At 73.1% G+C, this 24,696-nt stretch carries 17 protein-coding genes and 1 pseudogene; 6 read left to right on the top strand and 12 right to left on the bottom strand.

The genetic code is table 11. The features are described from left to right. Positions 1 to 171 precede the first annotated feature (171 nt). The 3 genes from ACWPXV_RS16370 (at position 172) to ACWPXV_RS16360 (ending at position 3,868) form a co-directional block, all read left to right on the top strand. Positions 172 to 1,530, top strand: coding sequence for a hypothetical protein (locus ACWPXV_RS16370; RefSeq protein ID WP_454086216.1), 1,359 nt, complete (start codon positions 172 to 174; stop codon positions 1,528 to 1,530). A 172-nt stretch (positions 1,531 to 1,702) separates the two neighbouring features. Continuing rightward, a complete protein-coding gene (gene aztD, locus ACWPXV_RS16365; RefSeq protein WP_454086215.1) occupies positions 1,703 to 3,031 on the top strand; it encodes a zinc metallochaperone AztD in 1,329 nt (442 codons plus the stop codon). A gap of 66 nt (positions 3,032 to 3,097) precedes the next feature. Further along, positions 3,098 to 3,868: a fumarylacetoacetate hydrolase family protein gene (locus ACWPXV_RS16360; RefSeq protein ID WP_454086214.1), complete on the top strand. Its 771-nt coding sequence runs from the start codon at positions 3,098 to 3,100 to the stop codon at positions 3,866 to 3,868. Between the two features lie 33 nt (positions 3,869 to 3,901). Here ACWPXV_RS16360 and glsA read toward each other — a convergent pair whose 3' ends face one another. Further along, complete coding sequence (gene glsA / locus ACWPXV_RS16355) at positions 3,902 to 4,933, bottom strand: glutaminase A (RefSeq protein ID WP_454086213.1); 1,032 nt, start codon at positions 4,931 to 4,933, stop codon at positions 3,902 to 3,904. A gap of 75 nt (positions 4,934 to 5,008) precedes the next feature. Here glsA and ACWPXV_RS16350 point away from each other — a divergent pair, with 75 nt between their 5' ends. Then, positions 5,009 to 5,434, top strand: a complete 426-nt coding sequence (locus ACWPXV_RS16350; protein ID WP_454086212.1) for an HIT family protein — start codon at positions 5,009 to 5,011, stop codon at positions 5,432 to 5,434. A 4-nt stretch (positions 5,435 to 5,438) separates the two neighbouring features. Here ACWPXV_RS16350 and ACWPXV_RS16345 read toward each other — a convergent pair whose 3' ends face one another. From ACWPXV_RS16345 to ACWPXV_RS16305, 9 genes are all read right to left on the bottom strand, one after another. Then, positions 5,439 to 6,170 carry a hypothetical protein gene (locus tag ACWPXV_RS16345; protein WP_454086211.1) on the bottom strand — a complete coding sequence of 244 codons (732 nt, stop codon included), beginning with the start codon at positions 6,168 to 6,170 and terminating at the stop codon, positions 5,439 to 5,441. Positions 6,171 to 6,261: 91 nt separating this feature from the next. After that, entirely contained in the window at positions 6,262 to 6,843 is a 582-nt protein-coding gene (locus tag ACWPXV_RS16340; RefSeq protein ID WP_454086210.1) for a DUF1349 domain-containing protein, read from the bottom strand. A gap of 43 nt (positions 6,844 to 6,886) precedes the next feature. Continuing rightward, a complete protein-coding gene (locus ACWPXV_RS16335) occupies positions 6,887 to 7,354 on the bottom strand; it encodes a GNAT family N-acetyltransferase (protein WP_454086209.1) in 468 nt (155 codons plus the stop codon). A 177-nt stretch (positions 7,355 to 7,531) separates the two neighbouring features. After that, complete coding sequence (locus tag ACWPXV_RS16330; RefSeq protein WP_454086208.1) at positions 7,532 to 8,584, bottom strand: CNNM domain-containing protein; 1,053 nt, start codon at positions 8,582 to 8,584, stop codon at positions 7,532 to 7,534. Next, positions 8,581 to 9,960, bottom strand: a complete 1,380-nt coding sequence (locus tag ACWPXV_RS16325; protein ID WP_454086207.1) for a hemolysin family protein — start codon at positions 9,958 to 9,960, stop codon at positions 8,581 to 8,583. The genes ACWPXV_RS16330 and ACWPXV_RS16325 overlap by 4 nt, the downstream gene beginning before the upstream one ends. 168 nt (positions 9,961 to 10,128) lie before the next feature. Beyond that, entirely contained in the window at positions 10,129 to 10,986 is an 858-nt protein-coding gene (locus ACWPXV_RS16320; RefSeq protein ID WP_454086206.1) for an ABC transporter permease, read from the bottom strand. Further along, the gene (locus tag ACWPXV_RS16315; protein WP_454086205.1) at positions 10,976 to 11,935 is read right to left on the bottom strand and encodes an ABC transporter ATP-binding protein; all 960 of its coding nucleotides are present in this window, start codon (positions 11,933 to 11,935) and stop codon (positions 10,976 to 10,978) included. Before ACWPXV_RS16315 ends, ACWPXV_RS16320 begins: the two co-directional genes overlap by 11 nt. Further along, positions 11,932 to 13,041, bottom strand: a complete 1,110-nt coding sequence (locus tag ACWPXV_RS16310) for a LolA family protein (RefSeq protein ID WP_454086204.1) — start codon at positions 13,039 to 13,041, stop codon at positions 11,932 to 11,934. Before ACWPXV_RS16310 ends, ACWPXV_RS16315 begins: the two co-directional genes overlap by 4 nt. Positions 13,042 to 13,215: 174 nt before the next feature. Next, a complete protein-coding gene (locus tag ACWPXV_RS16305) occupies positions 13,216 to 15,480 on the bottom strand; it encodes a hypothetical protein (RefSeq protein ID WP_454086203.1) in 2,265 nt (754 codons plus the stop codon). A 226-nt stretch (positions 15,481 to 15,706) separates the two neighbouring features. Between ACWPXV_RS16305 and arfA the strand changes: the two genes are divergently transcribed. Next, positions 15,707 to 17,200 (top strand): arabinosylfuranosidase ArfA, encoded by a 1,494-nt coding sequence (gene arfA, locus ACWPXV_RS16300; protein ID WP_454086202.1) that lies wholly within the window; start codon positions 15,707 to 15,709, stop codon positions 17,198 to 17,200. Positions 17,201 to 17,240: 40 nt separating this feature from the next. Further along, positions 17,241 to 18,242, top strand: coding sequence for a LacI family DNA-binding transcriptional regulator (locus ACWPXV_RS16295; RefSeq protein ID WP_454086201.1), 1,002 nt, complete (start codon positions 17,241 to 17,243; stop codon positions 18,240 to 18,242). 473 nt (positions 18,243 to 18,715) lie between these two features. Here the strand turns inward: ACWPXV_RS16295 and ACWPXV_RS16290 are convergent. After that, positions 18,716 to 20,668 (bottom strand): annotated as a pseudogene (locus ACWPXV_RS16290) (OmpL47-type beta-barrel domain-containing protein); the annotation flags it as partial. Between the two features lie 82 nt (positions 20,669 to 20,750). After that, positions 20,751 to 24,650, bottom strand: a complete 3,900-nt coding sequence (locus ACWPXV_RS16285) for a ThuA domain-containing protein (protein WP_454086200.1) — start codon at positions 24,648 to 24,650, stop codon at positions 20,751 to 20,753. Between the last annotated feature and the right edge of the window lie 46 nt (positions 24,651 to 24,696).

The following is a 24,696-nucleotide window of genomic DNA, read 5'->3' as shown; positions in this document are numbered from 1 at the left end:
GGTCGGCGACAAGGGTGTGTGCGGGATCCGTCCGTAACAACTGCACTGTCGGCGACAGCGTGGATCCCGCCCACCACCCTTGGGCCGGCCTAGCTCCCGATCACCCGAGGCGTCCGACGGGCCTGCGCCGTTCCACCGCCGGCGTGGTCCGCTCGCTGCTACCGTCCGCGCATGAGGTCACCGGCGCCGTCGCCGGGGACGATCGGCCTCGGTGTGCTCGTCGTGGGCGTCGTCCTCGCACTGCTCCCTGGCTGGCTCCTGCCGGGGCGGTGGTTCGGGCCCGACGCCGACACCGGCCCGGCGACCCTCCCCACGCGCTTCGCGGACTACTCCTACCTCACCGGCAGCGTCTCAGCCTCGCCGCCCGGCCGCGCGATCGCCGTCTACCAGCACGGTTTCGGCGTCGAGTTCATGGACTTCCCCCAGGCCGTCGTCGCGGGGGCCGACGGCGGTGCCTACCGCCGTCTCGACGTCGCCGAAGGTCGCGGCGCCTCCCAGGACGACCCGGGCCCGATGCTCCTGTCCCCGGACGGCACCCGGGTGGCCGTGGGCCGGTGGCACGCGTCCCGGCCGGACGTCGCCGTCGTCGACCTCTCCACCGGGGACACGGACACGCTCGTCGTGCCCGGTGACGGCAGCGCGCTCCCGCTCGCCTGGTCGACCGACTCCACGCTGCTTGCCTACGTCGTGACCGACGGGCCGGCGGACCCCTACACCGGGTCGGCCCTCTCCGGTGAGCTCGGCCTGCTCGACGTCACGACGGGCGAGGCGCAGCCGCTGCCCGCCGACCTCGACGCGCGGCAGGTCGCCTTCTCCCCGGACGGCACCGAGCTGGCCGTCCACCGGATCGAGCCCGACGACGGCACGCTCAGCGGGCAGGACGGCATCCCGCGGATGGGAGGCGGGACCGTCGACATCGTCGGGCTCGACGGCACGCTGCGGCGGACCGTCCCGATGCCGGAGAACCACTACCTCGACGGCCCGAACTCCTGGTCCCCGAACGGTGCGCTCCTCGCGACCGCCCCGCAGTGGGTGCCGGACTGTGACCACCTCGAGGCGGGCGGGGAGGCGTGGGCGGACTGCTTCAACGCCTACGAGGGGCCCAGCGACGGCGTGGTCTTCCTCGACGCCTCCGGCCAGGACGGCGGCGTCCCGGCGCCGATCCCGGTGGACGACGTGGGCTGGGACGGCGTGCTCGGGTGGACGGCCGAGGGGGAGCCGCTCTTCCTCGACCGGCCCGAGGACCCGGAGTCGGCGGACACCGACCTGTACTGGCTCATCGCGGTCCCGCTCGACGGCGGCGAGCCGCGCCCGCTCAGTGCCGTCCCGGGCGGCGGGAACTACGGGGTTGGTGCCTTCCAGCTGGCCACCGGCCTGCTCCCCGGGGCGGAGGTCCGCGACGCCGACGCCACCGCGCGCGGGCTGTGGCCCACCGGCGCGCGCCTGGGGGCCGCGGTGGCCGGCTCCGCCGTCGCCGCGCTGGCCACCGGAGCGGTCGGCCGCTGGCGGCGGAGGGCGGCGTCCGTGTAGGGCACCCCGCTCTTGCGTCGCACGTCTCCGTCATCCGGCGCCCGTTCCCGCGCGCTCGGAGGAGTGGAAAGGGTGACGCATCCGTCGGCGGCTTGACGAGAACGATTCTCATTCTCTAGCGTGTGAGCCGCGCCTCCCACCTGTGCGCGCCCCGATCGAAGGAGACCTGCCCATGCCCCTCAGCTCGCGCCGCGCACTTCCCGCGCTCGGCCTGCTCGCGACCCTCGCCCTGGCGGCGTGCGGGTCCGGCGACGCCGCCCCCGCCGGCGACCCGACGACCACGCCAGCACCCGACGCGACGACGCCGGGCGGCGAGCCGGTCGAGGTGGCCACGCTCGACCCGCGCGTCGTCCTCACCTACGACGGTGGTGTCATGACGCTGGACACCGGCTCGGGGGAGATCCTCGACGATGCCGAGATGGAGGGCTTCCTGCGCCTCAACCCCGCCGGGGACGGCCGGCACGTCCTCGTCTCGACCACCGAGGGCTTCCACGCCTACGACACGGGCCTGGAGCTCCAGGGCCACGGCGACCACCATCACTACTACGCCTCGGCGCCGTCGCTCACCGACACCGTCCTCGACGCCGACACCCCGGGTCACGTCGTCACCCACGCCGGTCGCACTGCGCTCTTCGCCGACGGGACGGGCGAGGTGCAGATCGTCGACCCGCTCGCGCTCGTCGAGGGCGCGCCGCAGGCGGAGACGTGGACGGCACCGGACGCGCACCACGGCGTCGCCGTCCCGCTGGCCGACGGGGCGATGCTCGTCAGCGTGGGCACCGCGGACGGGCGGACGGCAGCCGCGCTGCTCGACGCCGACGGCGCGGAGCTCGCGACGGGTCCGTGCCCCGGCCTCCACGGCGAGGCGGTCGCCGCCGGCAGTGCCGTCGTCGTCGGCTGTGAGGACGGGCCGCTCGTCCTGCGCGACGGCGAGTTCCACAAGGTTCCGGTCGAGGACGAGTACGCCCGGTCCGGCAACCTCGCCGGCTCGAGCGAGTCCGCCGTCGTCCTCGGTGACTACAAGGTGGACGCCGACGCCGAGCTCGAGCGGCCCGAGCGGGTCGCGCTCATCGACACGCGCGCCGACAGCGTGCGCCTCGTCGACCTCGGCGCGAGCTACACCTTCCGCTCCCTCGCCCGCGGCCCGCACGGTGAGGCCCTCGTCCTCACCACCGACGGCACGCTGCGAGCCATCGACCCCGACAGCGGTGAGCAGATGGGCCAGGTGGCCGTCGTCGAGCCGTGGGAGGAGCCGACGGAGTGGCAGGAGCCGCGCCCCGCGATCGCGTCGGTCGACGGCGTCGCCTACGTCACCGAGCCGGCGGCGAGTGCGCTCCACGCCGTCGACCTCTCGACGGGGAAGGTCGTGCGCACCTACGACCTCCCGCACGTCCCCAACGAGCTCTCCGTCACCACCGGCTTCCCGCCGGCCGAGCCGGCGGCGCCCGCCGAGGCGGACGAGCACGAGCACCACGACGACGAGGACGGTCACGGCCACTGACCCACCTCGGGCGGGCCGCCGGTCGGTGACCCGGCGGCCCGCCGCGGCCCGGGTACCGTTGCCCCCATGCGCATCGCACGGTTCACCACGGGGGACAGCCCCCGCTACGGCATCCTCGAGGACGGCTCCACCGACCTGGTGGTGCTCAAGGGGGACCCGCTGTTCATGCCGGTCGCCACGACCGGTGAGCGCGTCGCGCTCGACGACGTCCGCCTCCTCTCGCCTGTCATCCCGCGCTCCAAGGTCGTCGGCGTGGGCCGCAACTACGCCGAGCACGCCGCGGAGATGGGCAACGAGGTCCCCGAGGAGCCGATCCTCTTCCTCAAGCCCAACACCTCCGTCACCGGACCGGACGACCCGATCGTCGTCCCCGGCTACGCGCAGGAGGTGGACCACGAGGCCGAGCTCGCCGTCGTCATCTCCCGGATGGCCAAGAACGTGAGCGCGGAGCAGGCGCTGGACTACGTCTTCGGGTACACCGTCGCCAACGACGTCACGGCCCGCGCCGCCCAGCGCGCGGACACGACGTGGACACGCGGCAAGGCCTTCGACACCTCCTGCCCCACCGGCCCGTTCCTCGCGATGGACCTCGACGTCTCCGACGTCGCGGTGCGCGCGTGGGTGGACGGGGAGCTGCGGCAGGACGGACGCACCTCCCAGATGGTCCGCGGCGTCCCCGAGCTCATCGCCTACGTCTCGACGATCTTCACCCTGCTCCCCGGCGACATCATCCTCACCGGCACGCCGGCCGGCGTCGGCCCGGTGCGCCCCGGACAGCGCGTGGAGGTCGAGGTCGAGGGCATCGGCCGCTTCGGCAACAACGTCGTCAAGCGGTAGGACGACGACGGCGGCCCCTCCCGGCCCGTCGGCTCACCCGGGGTGGACGCCCGAGGCGAAGAGGTTCAGGCCCAGGGTGCGCGACAGATGCGCCGCGGCGAGCTGGCCGCGCACGCTGGCGCCCGCCCGGTCCAGCCGCGGGGAGTAGGTACCCAGCGCCCCCTTGCCGGGGGCGACCGCGACGATCCCGCCGCCGATGCCCGACTTCGCGGGGATACCGATCTCGAAGAGCCACTCGCCCGACCGCTCGTACATGCCGGTCGCGGCGAGCACGGCGAGGGTGTCCCGGCAGACCTCGGCCGAGACGACCCGCTCCCGGGTCAGCGGGTTGACGCCGCCGTCGGCGAGGGTCGCGCCCATGACGGCGAGGTCGCGGGCGGTCACGCGCAGGGAGCACTGGCGCGTGTAGACGTCGAGGACCGCGAGGGAGTCGCCCTCGATGCGGCCGTAGCCCTCGAGCAGCTGCGCGATGCCGCGGTTGCGGTGGTTCGTCGCCGCCTCGGAGCGGTAGGCGACGTCGTCGAGCTCGAGGGGGCGGCCGGCGAACCGGGAGAGGCCGGCGTGGAGGAGACGCCACTTCTCCTCGGGGTTGTCGCCGGGCAGCAGCGCCGTCGTGGCCAGGGCCCCCGCGTTGACCATGGGGTTCATCGGGTGGCCGCCGTTGAGCTCGAGCGCCATCACCGAGTTGAACGGCAGGCCGGTGTTGTTCACGCCGACGCGCTCGCGGACGGTCTCGTGCCCGTAGGCCTCGCTGACGAGGGCGTAGACGAAGGCCTTGGAGATCGACTGCATGGTGAACTCGATGTCGGCGTCGCCGGCGGTGTGGACGGTGCCGTCGGTGACGGCGACGCAGATGCCGAAGTGCGCGGGGTCGGCCTCGGCGAGAACGGGCACGTAGTCGGCGACGACGCCGTCGTCGCGGGTGCGGTAGCGCTCGTGGACGTCGTCGACCAGCGACCGGATCCGTGCCCGGCCGGGCAGCGAGCCGGTCGAGACCTCCTGGGCCACGCCGGCGACGTCGGTCTCCACGGGCTCGCCGGTCGCGGGGGTGCGGTGTGCGCTCATCGACGACAGATACCAGATCCCGGCCGCGACCGCGCGTGCCGGGTGCACCCGTGTCGCCGGTGCCATCATCGGGGGATGGGCGAGGACCAGGGGTGCGTGTTCTGCCGGATCGTCGCGGGGACTGAGCCGGGGCAGACCGTCCTCGAGACCGAGGACGTCCTCGCCTTCCTTGACGTGCGCCCCGTCTTCAAGGGGCACGTCCTCGTCGTCCCGCGCACGCACGTCGTCACGCTGCCGGACCTGCCCGACGAGCTCGTGGGGCCGTTCTTCGCGCAGGTGCGCCGGGTGACCGCGGTGGTGCCCGGGGCGCTCGGCGCCCAGGGCACCTTCGTCGCGATGAACAACGTCGTCAGCCAGAGCGTCGCGCACCTGCACGCCCACGTCGTCCCGCGGACGAAGGGCGACGGGCTGCGCGGCTTCTTCTGGCCGCGGGCCCGCTACGCCGAGGGCGAGGCGGCCGAGTACGCCGCCCGGCTGCGGGACGCGCTGGGGCCTGGGTAGCTGCTCACGCGGGCTGAAGGAGGATCCAGCCCTCCTGCTCGCACCTGTCGCCCAGTGCGAGGCGGGCCGCCTCGTCGTCCGCGCTCTCCGGGGGGCGCTCCCCGTCCCACACGGTTTCCACCCGGTCGCTGAACGCTCGCACGCCCGGCTCGATCTCCGCCGGGGTATACGTCCGTGCGCGGCGGAGGGAGACGTCAATGATCAGCTCCAGGCCCTGGAGGTCCTGGTACTGGGAGATCCGGTGCAGCTCGACGCAGATTTCCGGCACCGTGGCGACGGGGTAGGGCACATCGGCGAGATCGATGTCCGCGCCGGCGCAGGCCGCGACCAGTTCAGACGGAACTTCCAGCTCAAGGGGGTCGACGAGACCCTCCATCGCCGCGACATCGTCGAGGTGCGCTCGGACGCTCTCCGCGACCATATCGACGTTGGGGATCAGCTCCTCCGGCACACCTTCCCGCGCCCCGTCGAGCGCCGGAAGCACCACCTCGGGGTCGGGGTTGAGCGCCTTGGCGCCCTGCACCGCCGCGTTGAGCTGCGTGCAGGACGAAGCAGAGAGGACCGCTCGGGTGGGCGTGGGCGTGGGCGACGGCTCCGGCGTGGGTGTCGACGTCGGCGTTCCCGGCGCGGCACGGGGTGTCTGTGCGGTGTCCGCAGGAGCATCGTCGGCCGTGTCGGCGCAGCCCGCGACGGCCAGAGCTGCGACCGCGAGCAGAGCCCCGAGGCGTCGTAGCATTCTCACCGAGCTCCTTCGTCGGTCCTGCGCGGCTGTGCCGAGAGTACCGCCGAGCGGCATCCTCCGGTGGCCACCGTCACCGGCGCGGGGCTCAGTGCAGCGCGGCATCCGCGTCGGTGCGGCGGTAGCCGGTGAACCGCACCGTGAGGCCTGCGTGCGTCGGGGCGGCGCAGTACAGGCCGGCCGTGACGTCGGCGCCCGGGTCGAGGTGCGCGACGCGCACGAGCCGGAACGGCTCCTCGTCGGCCCGGGCGCGGATCGTCACCGCGTCCCCGGACCGGCTGGCGCGGATCGTCACGCGGCGGCCGACCCACTCCGGCACCGGGGCGACCGACCAGTCGGAGCGGCCGTGGGTGACGACGGCACCGACCTGGGCGAGGCCGTCGGACTGCTCGACGCCCGTCTTGACCCACTCCTCGTCGCTGACGCGCAGGAACAGGCCCGCCTGGTCGAACTCGCCGTCGAAGTCGAGGAGGAAGTCCACCTCCACCGCCCCGGTGGCGCGCAGCGGCTCGAGCAGCGCATGCTCGGTGTCGTGGACGAAGCCGTAGGCGGTGTGCCGCCACGCGTCGCTGCCCTCGGCGGCGGTCACGTGCAGCGCATCGTCGACGACGACGGCGGAGACGGGCGGCGTCGTCCACGTCCCCTGGCTCAGGAGGTCGGCAAGGCTCATGACGGCACCGTAGCGCCCGGCCGGGGCGCGGTCGGGCGCGGTCTCAGGCGCCGATCTGGGGACGCAGCTCGCGCTCGTAGTAGAAGGCGCGCTGGCGCTGGCCGTCACCGGTGGCGAAGCCGTGGTGCTCGTAGAAGCGCTGGGTGTCGACGTCCTCCTCGTCGACGTTGATCTCGATGAGCGACACGCCCTGGGCGGTCGCATCGGCGATGAGACGCTCGATGATCGCCGTCCCGATGCCCTGGCCGCGCCGCTCGGGCACGACGTAGAGCTCGTCGAGGAGCAGCACCGGCCCGTCGTACCAGACGTTCGGCCGCGAGGTAAGGAGCGCGACGCCCACCGCGGGCTCACCGGCGAGCAGCGCCGTCGTCCGCCCCGCGGGGAGCAGCTCCTCGAGGCGCGCGGTGAGGACCGCGGCGCCGGGGGAGTGGCTGTCGTACTCGACGTTGAAGTCGTGCAGGAGCCGCGCCGCCACCGGCGCGTCGGAGACCTGAGCCCAACGGACGTCCATGGGAGAACGCTACGGAGGTGCCGGGGCTCCCGGCGACGGAATAACTCAGCTCTCGGCGAAGGGGGCGGGGGCGGCGAGGGAGGGCCGGGGCTCCCGGCGACGGAATAACTCAGCTCTCGGCGAGGAGGGGGAGGGGGCGGCGAGGGGGCACGATCCCTCCCGCCGAGAGCTGAGCTGTTACCGGCCGGCCGCGGACGGCGCCGCGGCGCCCTGGGCGGCGGAGGTGGTGCGCGGGAAGAGGTGAGCGAGGACGTCGGCGAGCGTCGCGACGGCGCTGCCCTGCTCGGCGGTCCGGACGACCGCGAGGTGGTTGGACGTCTCGCGCATCCGGGTGAGCGCCGTGTGCAGCGGCATGCTCGCCTCGAGCTCGAAGACGCGCTTGACGAGCGGCGCGACGGCCGCGTCGTCGTCGAGCAGGAGCGTGTCGCGCACGTGGACGACGCCGGTGGGCGCGAGCTCACCACGGGGGCGCACGAGGATCCGCAGGTGCCCGCTCTCCTGCGCCACGCGCTGCACGTCCCCGGCCGTCGCCGTCTCCGGCACGGTCACCGGCGCGGGGTGGCCGGCCACGAGGTCGGCCACGGTGAGGCGGCGCAGGTCCAGCGCGCCGGACAGCTGCGCGGAGTAGGCCACCTCCAGCGCCCCCACGCTCGCGGAGTGCTCGACGAGGTGGCGCAGATCGTCCGGGTTCTGGCCGGCGCCGACGGTCTCGACCGGCTCGACGCCGACCTTGCGCAGGCACCAGTTCGCCGCGCTGTTGAGCGCGACGAGGATGGGCCGGATCGGCACCATGAACGCCCGCATGGGCAGCGCAAGCATCGTCGCGGACTTCTCCGGGTGGGCGATGGCCCAGGACTTCGGCGCCATCTCCCCGACGACGAGGTGGAGGAAGGTGACGATGACGAGAGCGAGCACGAAGCCCGCGACGTCGGCCACCCAGTAGGGCGCCCCGAGGTCGCTGACGACCGGGGTGATCCAGTGGTGGACGGCCGGCTTGGTGATGGCGCCGAGCGCGAGCGTGCACACGGTGATGCCGAGCTGGGAGCCCGCGAGCAGGAGGGTGAGCTCGGTGGAGCTGCGCAGCGCCGCGCGGGCGGCGCGGCTGCTGGCCGCGGCGTCCTCGAGGCGGTGGCGCTTGGCGGCGAGGAGCGCGAACTCCACGGCGACGAAGAAGGCGCTGAGCGCGATGATGACGACGGTCGCGATCGCGACGACCCAGGGGTTGCTCATCGGTCGGTCTCCTCGTCGTCGTTCGCGGGCCGGTCGGCGAGGGTGACCCGCACGAGCGAGGGCACGTGCCGCTCGACGTCCAGGACCTCCACGTGCAGCTGCTTGTCCGGTGGGGGCTCGGGCAGGGCGAGGTGCGCCGGGTCCGGCGGGAGGTCGACGACGACGGCGGTGCCGACGTCGGGCAGCGAGCCGTGGACCTCGATGGCGAGGCCGGCGACGGTCTCGTAGTCCCCGCGGGGCAGGTCGTGGTCGATCGCGCGCTCCACCTCGTCGATGTGGACGTCACCGGCCATGGTCCAGGTGCCGTCCTCCTGCGGGGTGAGCACCGACGTCTCGGGGGAGTCGTGCTCGTCGGTGATCTCGCCGACGATCTCCTCGGCGAGGTCCTCGAGGGTGAGGACGCCGGTGAAGCTGCCGTACTCGTCGACGACGCAGGCCATGTTGTTGCGGCTGGCCGACAGCTCGCGCAGCGCGTCGGGCAGCGCCATCGCGGTCGGCAGGACCAGTGCGGGGCGCTGCAGCTCGGCGGCCGTCGCGTCGTCGGGAACCGTGCCGGTGAGCAGATCGACGAGGTGGACGACGCCGACGACGTCGTCCTCGTCGTCCAGCACCGGGTAGCGGGAGTGGCCGGTCGCCATGAGCGCGCGGACCTCAGCGACGGTCTGGTCGGCGCGGACGGCACCGACGCGGGCGCGGGGGATCATCGCGTGCTCGACGTCCTGGCGGGGGAAGTCGAGGATGCGGTCCAGGAGCACCGAGAGGTCGGCCGGGAGGTCACCGCTGGCGCGGGAGTCGGCGACGATGTGCTCGAGATCGCGGGCCGTCGCGGAGTGCTCGACGTCGTGGACCGGCTCGATGCGCAGCACGCGCAGCAGGGCGTTGGACGCGGCGTCGAAGACCTTGATGAGCCAGCCGAAGGCGGCGAGGTAGAGGTTCGTCGAGCGGGCCAGCCACAGGGCGACGGGCTCGGGCTTGGCGATGGCGAGGTTCTTGGGGAAGAGCTCGCCGAAGAGCATCTGGATGATGGTCGAGAGCAGCAGCGCGAGGACGGTGCCGACGGCGATGCCCACGCCGGTGGGGACGCCGACCCCGCCGAGCGCTTCACCCAGGGCCTGGCCGACGAGCGGCTCCGCGACGTAGCCGACGAGCAGCCCGGTCACGGTGATGCCGAGTTGCGCACCGGAGAGCATGAACGAGGTGCGGCGGGTGACCTTGAGGGCACGCTGCGCGCCCTCGTCACCGGACTCCGCGCGGGCGGCGAGCCGCGAGCGGTCGACCGCCATGTAGGCGAACTCCTGGGCCACGAAGTAACCGGTCACCGCGGTGATGGCGAGGATGACGACGATCCCCAGCAGGAGGGAGAGCACCCAGATCATCGGATGCACCTCCTGATGGCGGTGCGGATGGTCTGGGTGCTGGTACTACAGGATTCGTCCATGGTCCTTCGGAGGCTGGGGTCAGGTAGCCGCCATGCTAGGTGAGCACGGTGCACCAGGCTCAACGCGAGCGCAGGCTCACAGGTTCCCGGGCGCCGGCCCCGTCGCTCAGGACAGGACGTCCTTGGTGGTGAAGCGGCCGTAGGCGAGGGCGCCGAAGACGGCGACGTAGCCGAGCTGGAGCAGCGCGTTGTCGGCGAAGGAGCCCCAGTCGATCGGCTGGCGCAGGAGGTCGGCGAAGCCGAGCCAGTGCTCGCTGAGCAGCCACGGGTGCAGCCAGGCGAGCTGCTCGAGGGAGCCGAGCACCTGGACGACGATCGCGAGCACCGCCGTCGCGGCCATCGCCCCGACCGGCACGACGGTGAGCGTGGAGAGGAACAGGCCCACGGCCGCGAGCCCCAGGAGGGAGACCGTGACGTACAGGGCGACGAGCAGGGCGCGCACGAGCGCCTCCCACGCGCCGATCGTGTCCCCGGACAGGAGGGTCACCGGGCCGACCGGGAAGAGCAGGGCGCCGATGACCGAGCCGGCGACGACGATGCTCAGCGTCGCCGCGAGGCAGAAGGCCGCCGCCCCGGCGAACTTCACGAGGAGCAGCCGTCCGCGCTGGACGGGCGCGAGGAGGAGGTAGCGCAGGGTGCCGAGGCTCGCCTCCCCGGCCACGGTGTCCCCGGCGACGACGCCGACGGTGAGCGGCAAGAACAGCGGGATCGTCACGACGAGCCCGGTGATGGAGACGAACAGGCCGTTCTGGGTGACGCGGTCGAGGAAGGGCGGGCCCTGACCCGGGGCGGGCGGGTCGGAGGCGATGCGCACGACGACGGCGATGAGCACCGGGATCGCGGCGAGCGCGATGAGCATCGCCCACGTGCGGCGCCGCCCGAGCACGAGCCGGAGCTCGGAGGCGAGCAGGGAGCGGCCGTTGCCGCGGGTCTGCGGCTCGGCGGGTGCGGTGTCACTGGGCAACGTCGAAGCCCTCCCCGGTCAGCGCGACGAAGCGGTCCTCGAGGGTGTCCTGCTCGACCTCGAAGCCCCGCAGGCGGACGTCGGCCGCTACGAGCGCGGCGGCGAGGGCCTCGAGGAGCGGCGCCTCGTCGGGCAGCGCGGCGCGGACGGTGGCGGTGCCGTCGGCGCGCGCGACGCCGTCGTCGTCCTCGACGACGAGGCCCAGCCGCGCCAGCTCCGCGCGGGCGCGGGCGGGGTCAGGGGTGAGGACGCGTAGGCGGCTGCGGCCCAGGCCGCGCAGCTCGTCGAGGCTGCCCTGGGCGACGAGGCGCCCGGTGCGCATGACCGCGGCGTGCGTGCAGATCTGCTCGATCTCGGCGAGGAGGTGGCTGGAGACGACGACGGTCGTGCCGCCCTCGGCGAGCGAGCGGACGAGGCTGCGGACCTCGCGGGTGCCCTGCGGGTCCAGGCCGTTGGTCGGCTCGTCGAGGACGAGGAGGTCGCGCGGGCGCAGTAGCGCGGCGGCGATCCCGAGGCGCTGCTTCATGCCCAGCGAGTAGGCGCGCACCCGCTTGTCCCCGGCGTGGCTGAGCCCGACCCGCTCGAGGGCGCGGGCCACCCGCTCGGACCGGGTGGCGGGGGAGGCGTGGCGGTCCGCGGCGTCCAGGCGGCGCAGGTTCGCCTCCCCGGAGAGGAAGGGGTAGGCGGCCGGGCCCTCGACGAGCGCGCCGACGCGGGGGAGCACCGTTCCCAGGCTCCCGGGCATGTCGTGGCCGAGAACCTGGACGGTGCCGGCGCTCGCGGCGGCGAGGCCGAGGACGATGCGGATGGTCGTCGTCTTGCCGGAGCCGTTGGGCCCGAGGAAGCCGAAGACGCTGCCGCGGGGCACGGCGAGGTCGAGGTCGTCGACGGCGAGCTGGCGCCCGAAGCGCTTGGTGAGGCCGTGCGTCTCGACGGCGAGCTCGGTCACCGGCCCGCGAGGTCCAGCAGGTGCGCGGGCTCGACGGCGCCGGCGAGGACCCGGCCGTCGTCGGTGAGAAGGACCGAGAGGAGTGCGGTGGACAGGAGCCGGCCGCCGTCGACCTGCTCGGTGAGCTGGTCGAGCATCGGGTCGTCGGGCACCTCGACGTCCGGCACGACGACGACGGCTCCCCAGCCCTCGCCGAGCACCTCACCCGGCGGGGTGGCGCCGGTGGCGTGCTCCGGGGCGGCGTGGGTGCCGGCGTCGGCGGGCAGCTCGAGGACCTCCTCCTCGACGGTCGCGCCGGCGGGCGCGGCGAAGTCGAAGAGGTCGGCGTCCGGCTCGGAGAAGTCGATGTCGGTGTACTTCGCCTGGAGGGCGGGCTCGGCCTGGCCGCGGGCGGTGACGGTGACGCCGAGCGGGAAGCCGGTTTCGCCGTCGACGGCGATCGTCACCCCGCCCACGAGCGTCTCCTCCGCGCGGGGCGTGAGGGTGAGGGTGTAGGCGTCGCGGCCGGCGACGCGCTCGTGCTGGTCGACGCTGAGCTCGGTGCTCGGCTCGAGCGCCTCGACGGCGCTCGCGGCGAGCTCCTCGGGCGTGGGGAGCGTGCCGGTGGGCTGCGGGCGCTCGCCCTCGTGGCCCTCGGGCAGGACGAGGTGGGTGGCCGCGTTGGCCTCGGAGTCGTAGAACCACGCGTCGTCCTCGGTGACGACGACGTTGCGCTCGGCCAGCGTGTCGGTGTGCTGGAACCGGGCGCCCTGCTCGCCGACGAAGACCCGGCCGGAGTTGTCCCCGGTGAGGAGCTCGAGGGCGGACAGGACCTCCTGCGCGTCCTCGCCGCCCTCGGGCGGGACGGCGCCGGCGGCGTCGTCGAGCTCGGGACCGCCGGGGCCGAGGTCGATGTCGGAGGGGACCGGCAGGCCGAGGTCCGCGCTCGTCTCGAAGGCGCCCGAGTAGGCCCGGACGTCCTGCTCGAGGAGCAGGGTGAGGACGTCCTGCGGCGACTTGTCCGGCAGGTCGACCGCGCCGGCCTGCGAGGTGACCGTCACCGTGCCGGCGACGAGGGCGACGACGGCGCCGGCCGGGAGCCAGCGTTGCCAGGTGCTGCGGGCCATGGGGGTCTCCTCGGGAGTTGCTGCCTGTCTCGACGGTACGCCTGCCCACCGACACGGGCCAGGTCTGCATGTGGAGGTCCGGTGAACACGCCCGGCCGCGCCCAGACCGCCAGCCGCACCCCCGCCCGCCCCCTCCCGCGCCGACAGCCGGATTCCTCCGCCTCCACCCACCGCTCAGCCCGCCGGCGCGAACAGGGCCGCGACGTCGGGCACCCGCCACGCGCGCAGGAGCGCCGGGTGCAGCACGAGCAGGTCCTCACCGGACTCCGCCACGACGGGAGCGGCGTCGCTCGACGTCGAGACGGGAAGCGGGACCCACGACCACTGCCGGGCGTCCGCCGACAGCCACAGCACCGGCCCGACGTACCCTTCCGCCCGCACGGTCCCACCGGCGGCGTACCCGTCGGCCAGCGGGACCACCGCCGTCCGGTGCAGACCCTCGCCGAGCGCGTCGACGCCGCTGAAGGTCGTCAGGTCCGTCGACCTCCACGAGCGCGAGGCCGCGCCGTCGGTGCCGAAGAGAGTGACGCCGTCGTCGTCGCCCAGGCAGCTGAGGAGCCAGGACTCCGTCGTGTCCGCGAGCACCGAGGGGGCCCACGCGCCGTCGACCCGCCGCCAGGCGGTGGCACGCGCCTGCCCTTCGGCGTCATCCATCGACCCCACCGCGACGGGACCGAGCCCGGAGTCGCAGATGCCGTGGACGTCGGAGCCCTGGCCGTCGGGGAAGGAGAACTCGCCGGCCTCCCTCGTCCACTCCACGCCGTCCGGCGAAGCCCAGATCTCCGCCCGCCGCGGGACCTCGCCGGCGCTCTCGCGCTCGGTCTCCAGGGCCATGAGCCAGCCGCAGGCGGTGGCGGCGAGCGCGGCGGGCAGCTGGTCGGAGGCCGCGGTGACCGGCGGGCCCTGCGCCCACGCGCCGCCGTCGTCCCGGCTCCACGTCCTCGTGACGAACCGGCCGCCCGACCAGTGGGCGGTGACGAGGACCGAGCGACCGGTGCGAGGGGCGGTGACGACGATCGGCTCGGACTCCTCGGGCAGGTCGTCGGGTGCCCACTCGCCCGCGACGAGGCCCTCGGTGGGGGAGTAGGAGAACAGGGCACTGGTCGAGGTGACTCGCCACCGCTCCGGCTCCTGGACGAACACGGTCGTGCCGGCCGTCAGCGCGAGCTCGTCGCCCAGGTCCGCGACGGTGAGCTCGTCCGGCTCGGTCTCGTAGGACACGAGCGTGGTCTCGACGGTGTCGATCCCCGTCTCGACGTCCACGACGAACTCCGTCGCGGAGCCACCGCCGAAGCGGCTCACCACCGCTGTCCGGTCCCCCAGCTGCAGGGCGCGGGCACCCGGGCCGAAGCCGAGGGCGGGGGAGTACAGGGCGCTGCCCCAGCTGCCGGCGTCGTTGCGGAGGGCGACGGCGATGTGGAGGGAGGCGTTGTTGAGCATCGCGGCCGCGACGGTATCGCTGCCCGGGTCGTAGGTCGGCTCGGTGAACCACACGTCGGCGCGCTCGCTCGCCCACCGGTCGGGGTCCCATTCCCAGAGCGAGACGATGTCGTCGACGGCCCAGCTGCGGCCGTCCGCGGAGGACCACGCCGCAGGCTTCGTGTACCCGGCGGTGCGCACGGAACCGGTGGCCACGAAGGTGTCACCCGCGGCGACGACGCCGTTGATCTCGAAGGTGTCGGGGCCGATCTCGACCGTCTCGAAGGACGCTCCGCCGTCCTCGGACACGTGGGCCCGTGGCGCGGTGAAGTCCCCCTTGGGGCCGACCGCCGTGATCGCGAGGACGCGGTCGCCGACGGCGGACAGGCCGGACACCGCGAGTCCCTCACCCTCCGCGGGGGCCGGGAGGGCGGCGACGGCGGTGTCCCCGCTGGCGGGGTCGACGACGACGCGCGGCTCCCGCCCCGTCGGCCCCGCGCCGAGAAGGACGACGCGTCCGTCGCTCACGGCGACGTGCGAGGCCGCGACGGCGGCGGCCTCGTCGTCGAGCGCGACCTCCTCCCACGTCGTGCGGTCGGTGGAGGTGAGGAGGAAGGTCCGCGGCACGCCGTCGACGGCGGAGCTCCCGGCGATCGCGGTGAGGGTGCCGTCCGAGGCGACCCGGGCGGTCCCGACGTCGCCCGGGACCGCGATCTCGGCCTGCTCGGACAGCGCGTCGACGCCGGTGCCCTGCCAGACGCCGACGTCCGCCTCGTCGGCCCGGCCGTGGGCAACCGTCGTGACCGCCAGCCGTGGCAGGTCACCGGACTGCGGCAGCACCGACCACTGGCCGACCCGCCTCGAGGTGCTCACCAGCGACTCCGGCAGCGCGAGCTCCTCGAGGACGACGCGTTCCTCGAGCGTGGGCTCGGGCTCCTCCCCGTCACCGCTGCAGCCCGCGACCAGCAGGGCGACCGCCGCCGTCGCCGCAGCCGCCCGGACACGCGTCGTCGCTGTCATGCGTCCCCCCGATCTCTCTCCCGCGGAGCATCCCACCGCGCGCCCGAGCCGTGTTGCGGGGCGAGCCGAACCTGTGGACAACCCCAGGGGGCCGCGAAGAATGCGGCTGTCGGCGAAAGGGGCGGTGCCGGCGGAGGGGGCGAGAATCGGTGTTGACGGCCCGAGCCGGGGCCGGTAGAACGTTCTTCTACATCGATGTAGACAGCGCCCCTCCGAGAGGACACCCGTGCCCCAGTCGTCCGTCGTGCTCCATCCCGAGGTCCGCGTCGCCCCGGTCAACCCCCGCACCTTCGGCTCCTTCGTCGAGCACATGGGCCGCTGCGTCTACACCGGGATCTACGAGCCCGGCCACCCGCGCGCCGACGCCCACGGCTTCCGCCAGGACGTCCTCGAGCTCGTCCGCGAGCTGGGCGTGACGATAGTGCGCTACCCGGGCGGCAACTTCGTCTCCGGGTACCGCTGGGAGGACGGGGTGGGGCCGGCCGAGGAGCGTCCCACCCGCCTGGACTATGCGTGGCGGTCGGTGGAGTCCAACGAGTTCGGCCTCAACGAGTTCATGGCCTGGACGAGGGCGGCCGGCGTCGAGCCGATGATGGCGGTCAACCTCGGGACCCGCGGCATCGCGGAGGCCCTCGACCTGCTCGAGTACGCCAACCACCCCTCGGGCACGCACCTGTCGGACCTGCGCGTCTCCCACGGCGCGGACCAGCCGCACGACATCCGCCTGTGGTGCCTGGGCAACGAGATGGACGGCCCGTGGCAGCTGGGCCACAAGACGGCGGAGGAGTACGGCCGCCTCGCCGCCGAGACCGCGCGAGCGATGCGGCAGTTCGACCCCGGCCTCGAGCTCGTCGCCTGCGGCAGCTCCGCCCGGGACATGCCGACCTTCGGCACCTGGGAGGCGACCGTCCTCGAGCACACCTACGAGCTCGTCGACTACATCTCCGCCCACGCCTACTACGAGCTGCGCGCGGACGACTACGCGAGCTTCCTCGCCTCGGCGGCCAACATGGACACCTTCATCACCGACGTCGTCGCCACCGCCGACCACGTGGGCGCCGCTCGCGGCTCGGCCAAGCGGATCAACATCTCCTTCGACGAGTGGAATGTCTGGTACCAGCGGGACGTCGCCGTCCCGCAGGACTGGACGGTGGCTCCCCGCCTGAGTGAGGACGCCTACACGGTGGCCGACGCCGTCGTCGTCGGCTCCCTGCTCATCACCCTGCTGCGGCACAGCGACCGCGTGACGGCCGCGTGCCAGGCCCAGCTCGTCAACACGATCGCCCCCGTCCGCGCCGAGCCGGGCGGGCCGGCGTGGCGGCAGACGATCTTCCACCCCTTCGCGCAGATGGCCCGGCACGCGCGCGGGCAGGTGCTGCGCGCGCACGTCACCTCCCCGACCATGACGACGGCGCAGCACGGGCAGGTCCCGACGCTCGACGCCGTCGCCACCCACGACCCCGACGGCGGCCGGCTGGCCGTCTTCGTCGTCAACCGGGACCCCGGGGAGGCGCTCGAGCTGCGGGTCCCGCTGGGCGAGTTCGGGCCGGTGGGGGCGGTGGAGGCGCGCACCCTCCACGACCCCGACCTCACCGCGGCCAACACGATGGAGGACCCGGAGCGGGTGACCCTGCGTCCGCACGCGGCGAGCGTGGAGGACGGCGTCCTGGTCTCCCAGCTGCCGCCCGCCTCCTGGACCATGGTCCTCGTCGACCTGTGAGCGCGTGGACCACCGCGGCGGCGGGCAGTCGAGGAGCCGCATGGCGGTGACGATGCGCGACGTCGCCGACCTCGCCGGGGTGTCGGTCAAGACCGTGTCCAACGTGCTCAACGACTACCCCTACATCCGGCCGGCCACGCGGGACCGCGTGCTGGAGGCGGTCGACCGGCTCGGGTACCGCCTCAACACGTCCGCGCGGAACCTGCGCCGTGGTCGGACCGGTCTCATCAGCCTGGCGCTGCCGCAGCTCGCGCTGCCCTACTTCGCCGAGCTGGCCGACGAGATCATCGACGCCGCGGAGGACCACGGGCTGCGGGTGCTCATCGAGCGCACCGGCGCGGTCCTCGAGCGCGAGCGGGAGGTGCTGCGCGACAGCGCCCGGATGGGCGACGGGCTCATCCTCAACCCGCTGGGACTGGGGCAGGAGCACGAACCCGAGCTGCCCGACGACGTCCCGCTCGTGCTCCTCGGCGAGCGCCTCTTCTCCGAGCGCTTTGACCACGTGACGATGCAGAACGTCGCGGCCGCACGCGCCGCCACCACCTTCCTCCTCGAACGCGGCCGGCGGCGGGTCGCGGTGCTCGGCGTGCACCCCGGGGAGGCCGTGGGCTCCGCGGCACTCCGCCTGCGCGGCTACCTCGCCGCGCTCGAGGACGCCGGGATCACGCCGGACTCCCGCCTCCAGGGAGAGGCGACGTTCTGGCACCGGGACACCGGCGCCCGGGCGATGGCGCAGGTGCTCGACGCCGGTGTCCGCCCCGACGCCGTCCTCGCCCTCAACGACGCGCTCGCCCTCGGTGCGCTGCACGAGCTCCGGGCTCGGGGCGTCACGGTGCCCGACGACGTCGCCGTCGTCGGCTGGGACGACATCGAGGAGGCGCAGTACGCGACGCCGTCGCTCACGACGGTCGACGCCGGGCGTCGCTCCATCGCCGAGGCCGCCGTGGAGCGGCTCGTCGCCCGCATCGCCGACCCCGGCCGCCCCACCGAGCTCCTCGAGATGCCCTACCGCATCGTCGAGCGCGGCTCGACAGCGAGCTAGCCCCCGCCGCCCCGCGCGCCGAGAGCCGGATTCCTCCGGACCGAGAAACCCTGCTGTCGGCGAGGGGGAGGGGCCCACACACGGGAGGGGCCCACACGGGGGGCCCACACGGCGAGAGCCGGAATTCTCCGGGCGGAGGAATCCTGCTGTCGGCAACGGGAGGGGCCCACACACGGGAGGGGCCCACACACGGCGAGCCGGATTCCTCCTGGAGGAATCCGGCTCTCGGCGTTACTGGGGGTGGGGCTGGGCTACGCGCCGATCGTGCTGCGGGCGGCGGCGCGGAGGATCGTGCTCAGCTCGCGGGCGGTGAGCACGCCGTCGGCGACGTGCGGGCGCAGGACGTCACCGACGTGGCGGACGAAGGCGCCACGGGTGGCGTAGTCGCCGTCCTCGTCGATGAGGTCGCTGAGGCAGCCGCCCTCGGTCTCGGCGTTGGCCACGCCGGTGTCGACGCCGTCGACGACGACGGTCGCGCGGGTGTCGGTGCACTCGCCCGGCTCCGGCTCCTCCGCCTCGACGACGGTGAAGGTCACCGAGCCCTCGCCGGTGTTGCCGGCGACGTCGGTGGCCCGGTAGTCCACGGTGTGCGCACCGGGCTCGGTCACCTCGACCGGCGCGGTGTACGCGGTCCAGTCGCCGCCGTCGAGGGCGTACTCGACGGTGTCGACGCCGGAGTCGGCGTCGGTGGCGGCGATCGTCACGGTGGCGGAGCCGACGAATGCGCCGTCCTCGTCCTCCTCGCCGGTCACCGTCGCGGAGACCTCGGGGGCGGTGGTGTCGGGGCCGGGCTCGACGTCCTCCTCGGCGACCGTGAAGCTCACGGACCCCTCGGCGGTGTTGCCGGCGACGTCGGTGGCCCGGTAGTCCACGGTGTGCGCCCCGGGCACGCTCACCTCGAGCGGCGCGGTGTACGCGGCGAACGCCGCCCCGTCGAGGGAGTACTCGACGCTCGCGACGCCGGACCCACCCTCCTCGTCGGTCGCGGTGAGGGTGACGGTCGCGGTGCCGACGTAGGTACCGTCCTCGTCCTGCTCACCGGTGACGGCGGCAGTCACCTCGGGAGCCGTCGTGTCCGGCTCCGGCTCGACGTCGCCCTCGACGACCGTGAAGGTCACCGAGCCCTCGCCGACGTTCCCGGCGACGTCGCTCGCCCGGAAGGCGACCGTGTGCTCGCCGGGCTCGGAGACGGTGAGCGCCTCGTGGTAGTGCGTGAGCTCCCCGCCGTCCAGGGAGTACTCGACCATCCCGAGGCCGGAGCCGCCCTCCTCGTCGGTGGCGGTGATCGTCACGGTGGCGGAGCCGAGGTAGGCGCCGTCCTCGTCCTGCTCACCGGTGACGGCGGCAGTGACCTCGGGGGCGGTGGTGTCGGGCTCGGGCTCGACGTCGGGCTCGACGACCGTGAAGGTCACCGATCCCTCGGCGGTGTTGCCGGCGACGTCGGTGGCCCGGTAGTCCACGGTGTGCTCGCCCGGCGCGGAGACGGTGAGCGCCTCGGTGTAGGCGGCGTACTCCCCGCCGTCGAGGCTGTACTCGATCGTGTCGACGCCGGAGCCGCCCTCCTCGTCGGTGGCCGCGACGGTCACGGTGGCGGACCCGACGTACGCGCCGTCGTCGTCCTGCTCACCGGTCACCTCGGCGGTGACGGTGGGGGCGGTGGTGTCGGGCTCGGGCTCGACGTCGGGCTCGACGACGGTGAAGCTCACGGAGCCTTCGCCGGTGTTGCCGGCGACGTCGGTGGCCCGGTAGTCCACCGTGTGCGCACCCGGCTCGCTCACCTGGAGCGGTGCGGAGTACGCGGCGTAGGCGCCGCCGTCGAGGCTGTACTCGACGGTGTCGACGCCGGAGCCGCCGTCCTCGTCGGTGGCGTCGAGGGTGACCGTCGCGGACCCGACGTACGCGCCGTCGTCGTCCTGCTCACCGGTGACGTCGGCCGTGACCGTCGGTGCGGTCGTGTCCGGGTCCGGCTCGCCACCGTCGCCGGTGACGACGAGCTCGCCCCACATGGGGCCGTGGCCGGGGATCGAGCAGAAGTAGCGGTAGGTGCCGGGCGTGAGGGTGACCTCGGCCTCGTAGTAGCCGCCGTTCGCGTCGAAGGGGTTGGCCACGATGTTGAGGTCGACGTCGTGGTTGTAGCCCGGGGTCGAGGTGTCGAAGGTGAGGGTGTGGGGCATGCCGGTCGTGTTCCCGGTGGCCCGGCTGTTCTCGAAGATGATCGTCGCCGTCCCGGCGACGGCGGTCTCGGGTGCCGTGAGGTACTCGGTGACGCTGTTGCCGGCGGTCCAGGTGAGTGTCTGGTCGGCGGCACCGGCGGTCGTGGGGACAAGGGAGAGCCCGGTCAGTGCCGCGAGGAGCGCGACGACGACCCGGCGGAGGACGTCGCGGCGCCGGGTCCGCGGACGGGGTGGGGAGGCGAGCTGGGACATGGGGTGGTTGAACCTTCCGGGTGTGCTGCGAGGGGTGGACCGGTGCGGCGGGACGTGCCCGCCGCACCGGTCCGGGGACGACCTAGGACAGGTCCCGCACGCGGACGTTGCGGTACTCCATCAGGTCGTTGTTGCCGTGGTTCTGCAGGCCGATGAACCCACTGGCGAACTGGCGCAGGTCGGTGGGCGGGTCACCCGCGCGCGAGGACTGCTGCCCCGGCGCGTTCTCCCACTCGTTGATGACCTCGCCGTTGCGCAGGATCGTGTACTGCTGGCCGACGACGCGGATCTCGTAGTCGTTCCACACGCCCTTGTCGGTCGCGCCGGCCTCCTCGAGGGTGTTCGGCGCGAAGTTGTACACCGACCCCGTCTTCTGGGGCTCACCGGAGGGACCGTCGTACATCTGGATCTCGTGACCGCACATGATCGCGACCCAGGCCTCGGACTGGTTCTGGCCGCACTCCGGCTGCTCGGCGGCAGTCGGGTCGGGGAAGCGGACGAACACGCCACCGTTGGCGTACGTGGTGCCCTCGGACACGTCACGGAACTGCAGCTTGAGGGAGAAGTCGGAGAACTCCTCGGCCTCGTACCACAGCATCCCCAGGCCGCCGCGGGACAGGATCGACCCGCTCGGCAGGAGCTCGAAGCTCCCGCCCGGTGCCTGACGCCAGTCCTCGAGGGACGCGGACGTCCCGTCGAAGAGCCAGCGGTAGCCGGTCTGACCCGGCTTGCCGACCTCGGAGCGGGTGGCCCCGCTGCTCAGCTGGGCGCCCTCGCGGCCGGTGATGACCTTGTCGTTCTTGAGCTGGCGGACCAGCTCGTTGACGTGGCGGATGAACGCGCCGTGGGTGTCCCACTCGCCCTCGTCGTTGATGAGGTCGGCGATGGTGCAGCCACCGAGGTCGTCGTTCGCGACGCCCGTGTCGACGTCACCGATCCACACCGTGTCCCGTGCGTCCGGGACGGCGCACTCGATGACGACGGCGGTCTCCACCGTCTCCGTCGTGCCGTCCGCGTAGGTGACGGTGAGGGTGGCGGTGTAGTCGTCGATGCGGTCGTAGGTGTGCTGCGGGTCGGCCTCGGTGGACGTCGAGCCGTCCCCGAAGTCCCAGTGCCACGACACGCCGCCGGAGCGGGAGCCGGTGAACTGGACCGTCAGCGGGCTGCTCTGGACGCTCGCCGCCAGCGCGGTGGGCGCCGGGGTCGCCGGGCCACCGGTGTAGGCGATACGGATGAGCTTCTGGTTCTCGTGCAGGGTGAAGAAGCCGCTGCCGTAGTCGAGCAGGTAGAGCGCGCCGTCCGGGCCGAACTCGGCGTCCATCCAGCTCTGCAGCTGGTTGCCGCCGCCACCGGCGCGGATGATGTGGCGCAGGTCCTCGGCGAAGGCCGGGGGAGCCGCCTCGTCCACACCCTCCGGGTCGGCCGTGATGGCCACCCGGTTGTTGGAGTTGGACTGGTCACCGATGAGCCACTTGCCCTCCCAGTACTCCGGCCAGGCGACGTCGCTGCCCTCGTCCACCTGGGACAGGCGGTAGGTCGGGCCGGACATGACGGCCTGGCCGCCACCGCGCAGGTACGGCTGGGTGTAGGTGACCTCGTCCTCCTCGTAGCTGGGGACGCCGTTCTCGTCACGCGGGAAGACCGGGCCACCGCCACCGGGGGAGTACCAGATCATGTTGTCCCGGGCGTCGGGGATGTCGACGAGACCGGTGTTGCGCGGCGAGGTGTTCTGCAGGTTGTCGCAGTCGTACCAGTCGGTGAGGACGCTGGCGTCCTCGTTGCTCCGGTCACGGTACGGCTGACGGTCACCCATGCAGTACGGCCAGCCCTGGTTGCCCGCCGAGGTGATGATCGAGGCGGTCTCGTACTTGGCCGGGCCGAGCTCGGGGCTCGGCGAGAACGCGTCCGGGCCCACCCACGCGGCGGTCAGCCAGTCGGTGTCGGCGTCGATCTGGATGCGCGAGGGGTTGCGCACGCCCATGACGTAGATCTCCGGGCGTGCCTGGTCCCCGTTGCCCTCGTCCCCCGTGAAGAGGTTGCCCTCGGGGATCGTGTACGTGCCGTCGTCCTCGGGGTGGATCCGCAGGATCTTGCCGTTGAGGTCGTTGGTGTTGCCCGACGTGCGGCGGGCGTCCTGGAAGGAGAGGCCCTTGTAGTCCTGGGTCCAGTTGTTCCCGGAGTAGCCGTCCGAGCCCTGCGAGGAGTTCGAGTCACCCGTGGAGACGTAGAGGTTCCCCGCGTCGTCGAAGGCCAGGCCACCACCGGCGTGGCAGCAGCTGTGGATCTGGGTCTCCCACTCGAGGAGGTCCACCCGCGAGTCGAGGTCGATGCTCGGGCCCTCGGGGTCGTAGGTGAAGCGCGAGACGGTGCGCATGCCCACGCGGTCCTCGGTGTCGATGGACTCGTAGGGCATCCAGTAGACGTAGAGCCAGTTGTTCTCCGCGAAGTTCGGGTCCGGCTCGACGCCGAACAGGCCCTCCTCGGTCTTGACCAGCTCGCCGCCGCTCCCGCGGTTGCCGAAGACGTCGAGCACGGTGAGCAGCGTGACCTCACCGGACTCCGGGTCGTACTGGTGGATGCTGCCGCAGCCCAGGCCCACGTTCTCCTGGTCCCACGAGGGGATCGGGCCGGTGGGGCAGGCGCCGCGGCCGACGTAGAAGACGGTGCCGTCGTCGGTGATCGTCAGGCCGTGCGGCTCGCCGATCTGGTCGAGCGTGCCGGGCGTGTTCGTCGTCGTCAGGCGCTCGATCTCGTAGTTGTCGCCGATCGTGGCCTGGCAGTCCCCGCGCACGAGGCCGGCGGACCACTGGATGGCGCCGAGCACGTGGCTGCGGAACCCGTCCTCGTCCCAGCTGCCGGCGGTGCCGCCCATGCCGGTGTAGAACGAGCGGCCGCCCTCGTAGTCACGGCACCAGGAGATGGGGTGGAACGGGCCGTTGGCGGTGTCGCCGGCGTCGTAGTCCCACTCCTGGACCTGGGCGACGGTGTGGACCTCACCGATCGGGTTGGTGTCCCAGTTGAGCCACTTGTCCGATCGGGTCCAGTTGAGCGGCAGGCCCTCGTTGGCCGGGTGCTGACGGTCGACGACGTTGACGGTCGCCTCGTTCACCGGGATCTCGACCACGGGCGGGTCGATCGACTCGTCGGTGAACAGCAGCAGGTCGGCGAGCTGGGTCGCGGACTCACCCTTGTTCGCCGTGATGTCCAGCTGGAAGTACGTGTACGCCACGTCGTTGTCGAAGGCGTAGGTCTTGCGCTGGAAGCGCTGGGGGAAGTCGTCGCTGCGGGTGTCGAGGTCGACCCACGTCTCGCCGTCGACAGAGCCGCGCAGCGTCCACGTGGCCGGGTCGCGGCCGGCGAAGTCGTTGGCCGAGGTCATGACGTAGTTCGTCACGACGGCGGCCTCGGTGAGCTCGAGGCTGATGGTCGAGGTCCTCGCGAACGAGAGCCACTTGGTGCTCGAGTCGTCGTCGATGAGGTTGACGGCACGCTCGTTGTTGGGCTGGTCGCCGGTCGCCGAGATGGTGGCGACCTCCTCCGGCGTGGGGCGGGCGCCCGCGGGCCGGGCGCCGAGGAGCCCGGTGAACCACTGCGACTCGGGCTGAGCCTTGACGGCATCACGGACCCCGAGGAAGCCTCCGCCGTCGTTGACGAAGTCCTGCAGGGCGCTCTCCTGGGCGCCGTCGAGCTCGGTGCCCTCGGCGGAGAGGAAGACGACCCCGCGGTAGGAGTCGAGGTTCTCGTCGGTGAAGTCGGCCGGGTCGCTGGAGACGGTGACGTCGAAGTCGTTCTCCGCGCCGAGCTCGGCGATCGTGGCGGCGGCCTCGAGGACGGGGTCGTCCTGGGCCTCGGGGTCCCCGTGGAACACGAGGACGTTGACGTCCGCGGCTGTCTGGGCAGCGCGGTTCTTGGCGACGGCGGAAGCTGCTGTGCTCCCACCACCTGGTGCGGCGAGCGCGGGCCCCGCAGACATCGTGAGCATGAGCGCTGCGCTCGCGCTGAGGACTCCGGCCTTCCGGAGCCGCTGT

It is taken from the genome of Georgenia sp. Marseille-Q6866, from assembly GCF_965111665.1.
Note: the sequence above shows the minus strand (reverse complement) of the source record. Positions and strands in the feature narration are given on the sequence as shown.

Coding starts and splice junctions, on each gene's coding strand:
- ACWPXV_RS16370 (WP_454086216.1), top strand. CDS start 172: ATGAGGTCACCGGCGCCGTCGCCGGGGACGATCGGCCTCGGTGTGCTC.
- aztD (WP_454086215.1), top strand. CDS start 1,703: ATGCCCCTCAGCTCGCGCCGCGCACTTCCCGCGCTCGGCCTGCTCGCG.
- ACWPXV_RS16360 (WP_454086214.1), top strand. CDS start 3,098: ATGCGCATCGCACGGTTCACCACGGGGGACAGCCCCCGCTACGGCATC.
- glsA (WP_454086213.1), bottom strand. CDS start 4,933: ATGAGCGCACACCGCACCCCCGCGACCGGCGAGCCCGTGGAGACCGAC.
- ACWPXV_RS16350 (WP_454086212.1), top strand. CDS start 5,009: ATGGGCGAGGACCAGGGGTGCGTGTTCTGCCGGATCGTCGCGGGGACT.
- ACWPXV_RS16345 (WP_454086211.1), bottom strand. CDS start 6,170: ATGCTACGACGCCTCGGGGCTCTGCTCGCGGTCGCAGCTCTGGCCGTC.
- ACWPXV_RS16340 (WP_454086210.1), bottom strand. CDS start 6,843: ATGAGCCTTGCCGACCTCCTGAGCCAGGGGACGTGGACGACGCCGCCC.
- ACWPXV_RS16335 (WP_454086209.1), bottom strand. CDS start 7,354: ATGGACGTCCGTTGGGCTCAGGTCTCCGACGCGCCGGTGGCGGCGCGG.
- ACWPXV_RS16330 (WP_454086208.1), bottom strand. CDS start 8,584: ATGAGCAACCCCTGGGTCGTCGCGATCGCGACCGTCGTCATCATCGCG.
- ACWPXV_RS16325 (WP_454086207.1), bottom strand. CDS start 9,960: ATGATCTGGGTGCTCTCCCTCCTGCTGGGGATCGTCGTCATCCTCGCC.
- ACWPXV_RS16310 (WP_454086204.1), bottom strand. CDS start 13,041: ATGGCCCGCAGCACCTGGCAACGCTGGCTCCCGGCCGGCGCCGTCGTC.
- ACWPXV_RS16305 (WP_454086203.1), bottom strand. CDS start 15,480: ATGACAGCGACGACGCGTGTCCGGGCGGCTGCGGCGACGGCGGCGGTC.
- ACWPXV_RS16295 (WP_454086201.1), top strand. CDS start 17,241: ATGGCGGTGACGATGCGCGACGTCGCCGACCTCGCCGGGGTGTCGGTC.
- ACWPXV_RS16285 (WP_454086200.1), bottom strand. CDS start 24,650: ATGCTCACGATGTCTGCGGGGCCCGCGCTCGCCGCACCAGGTGGTGGG.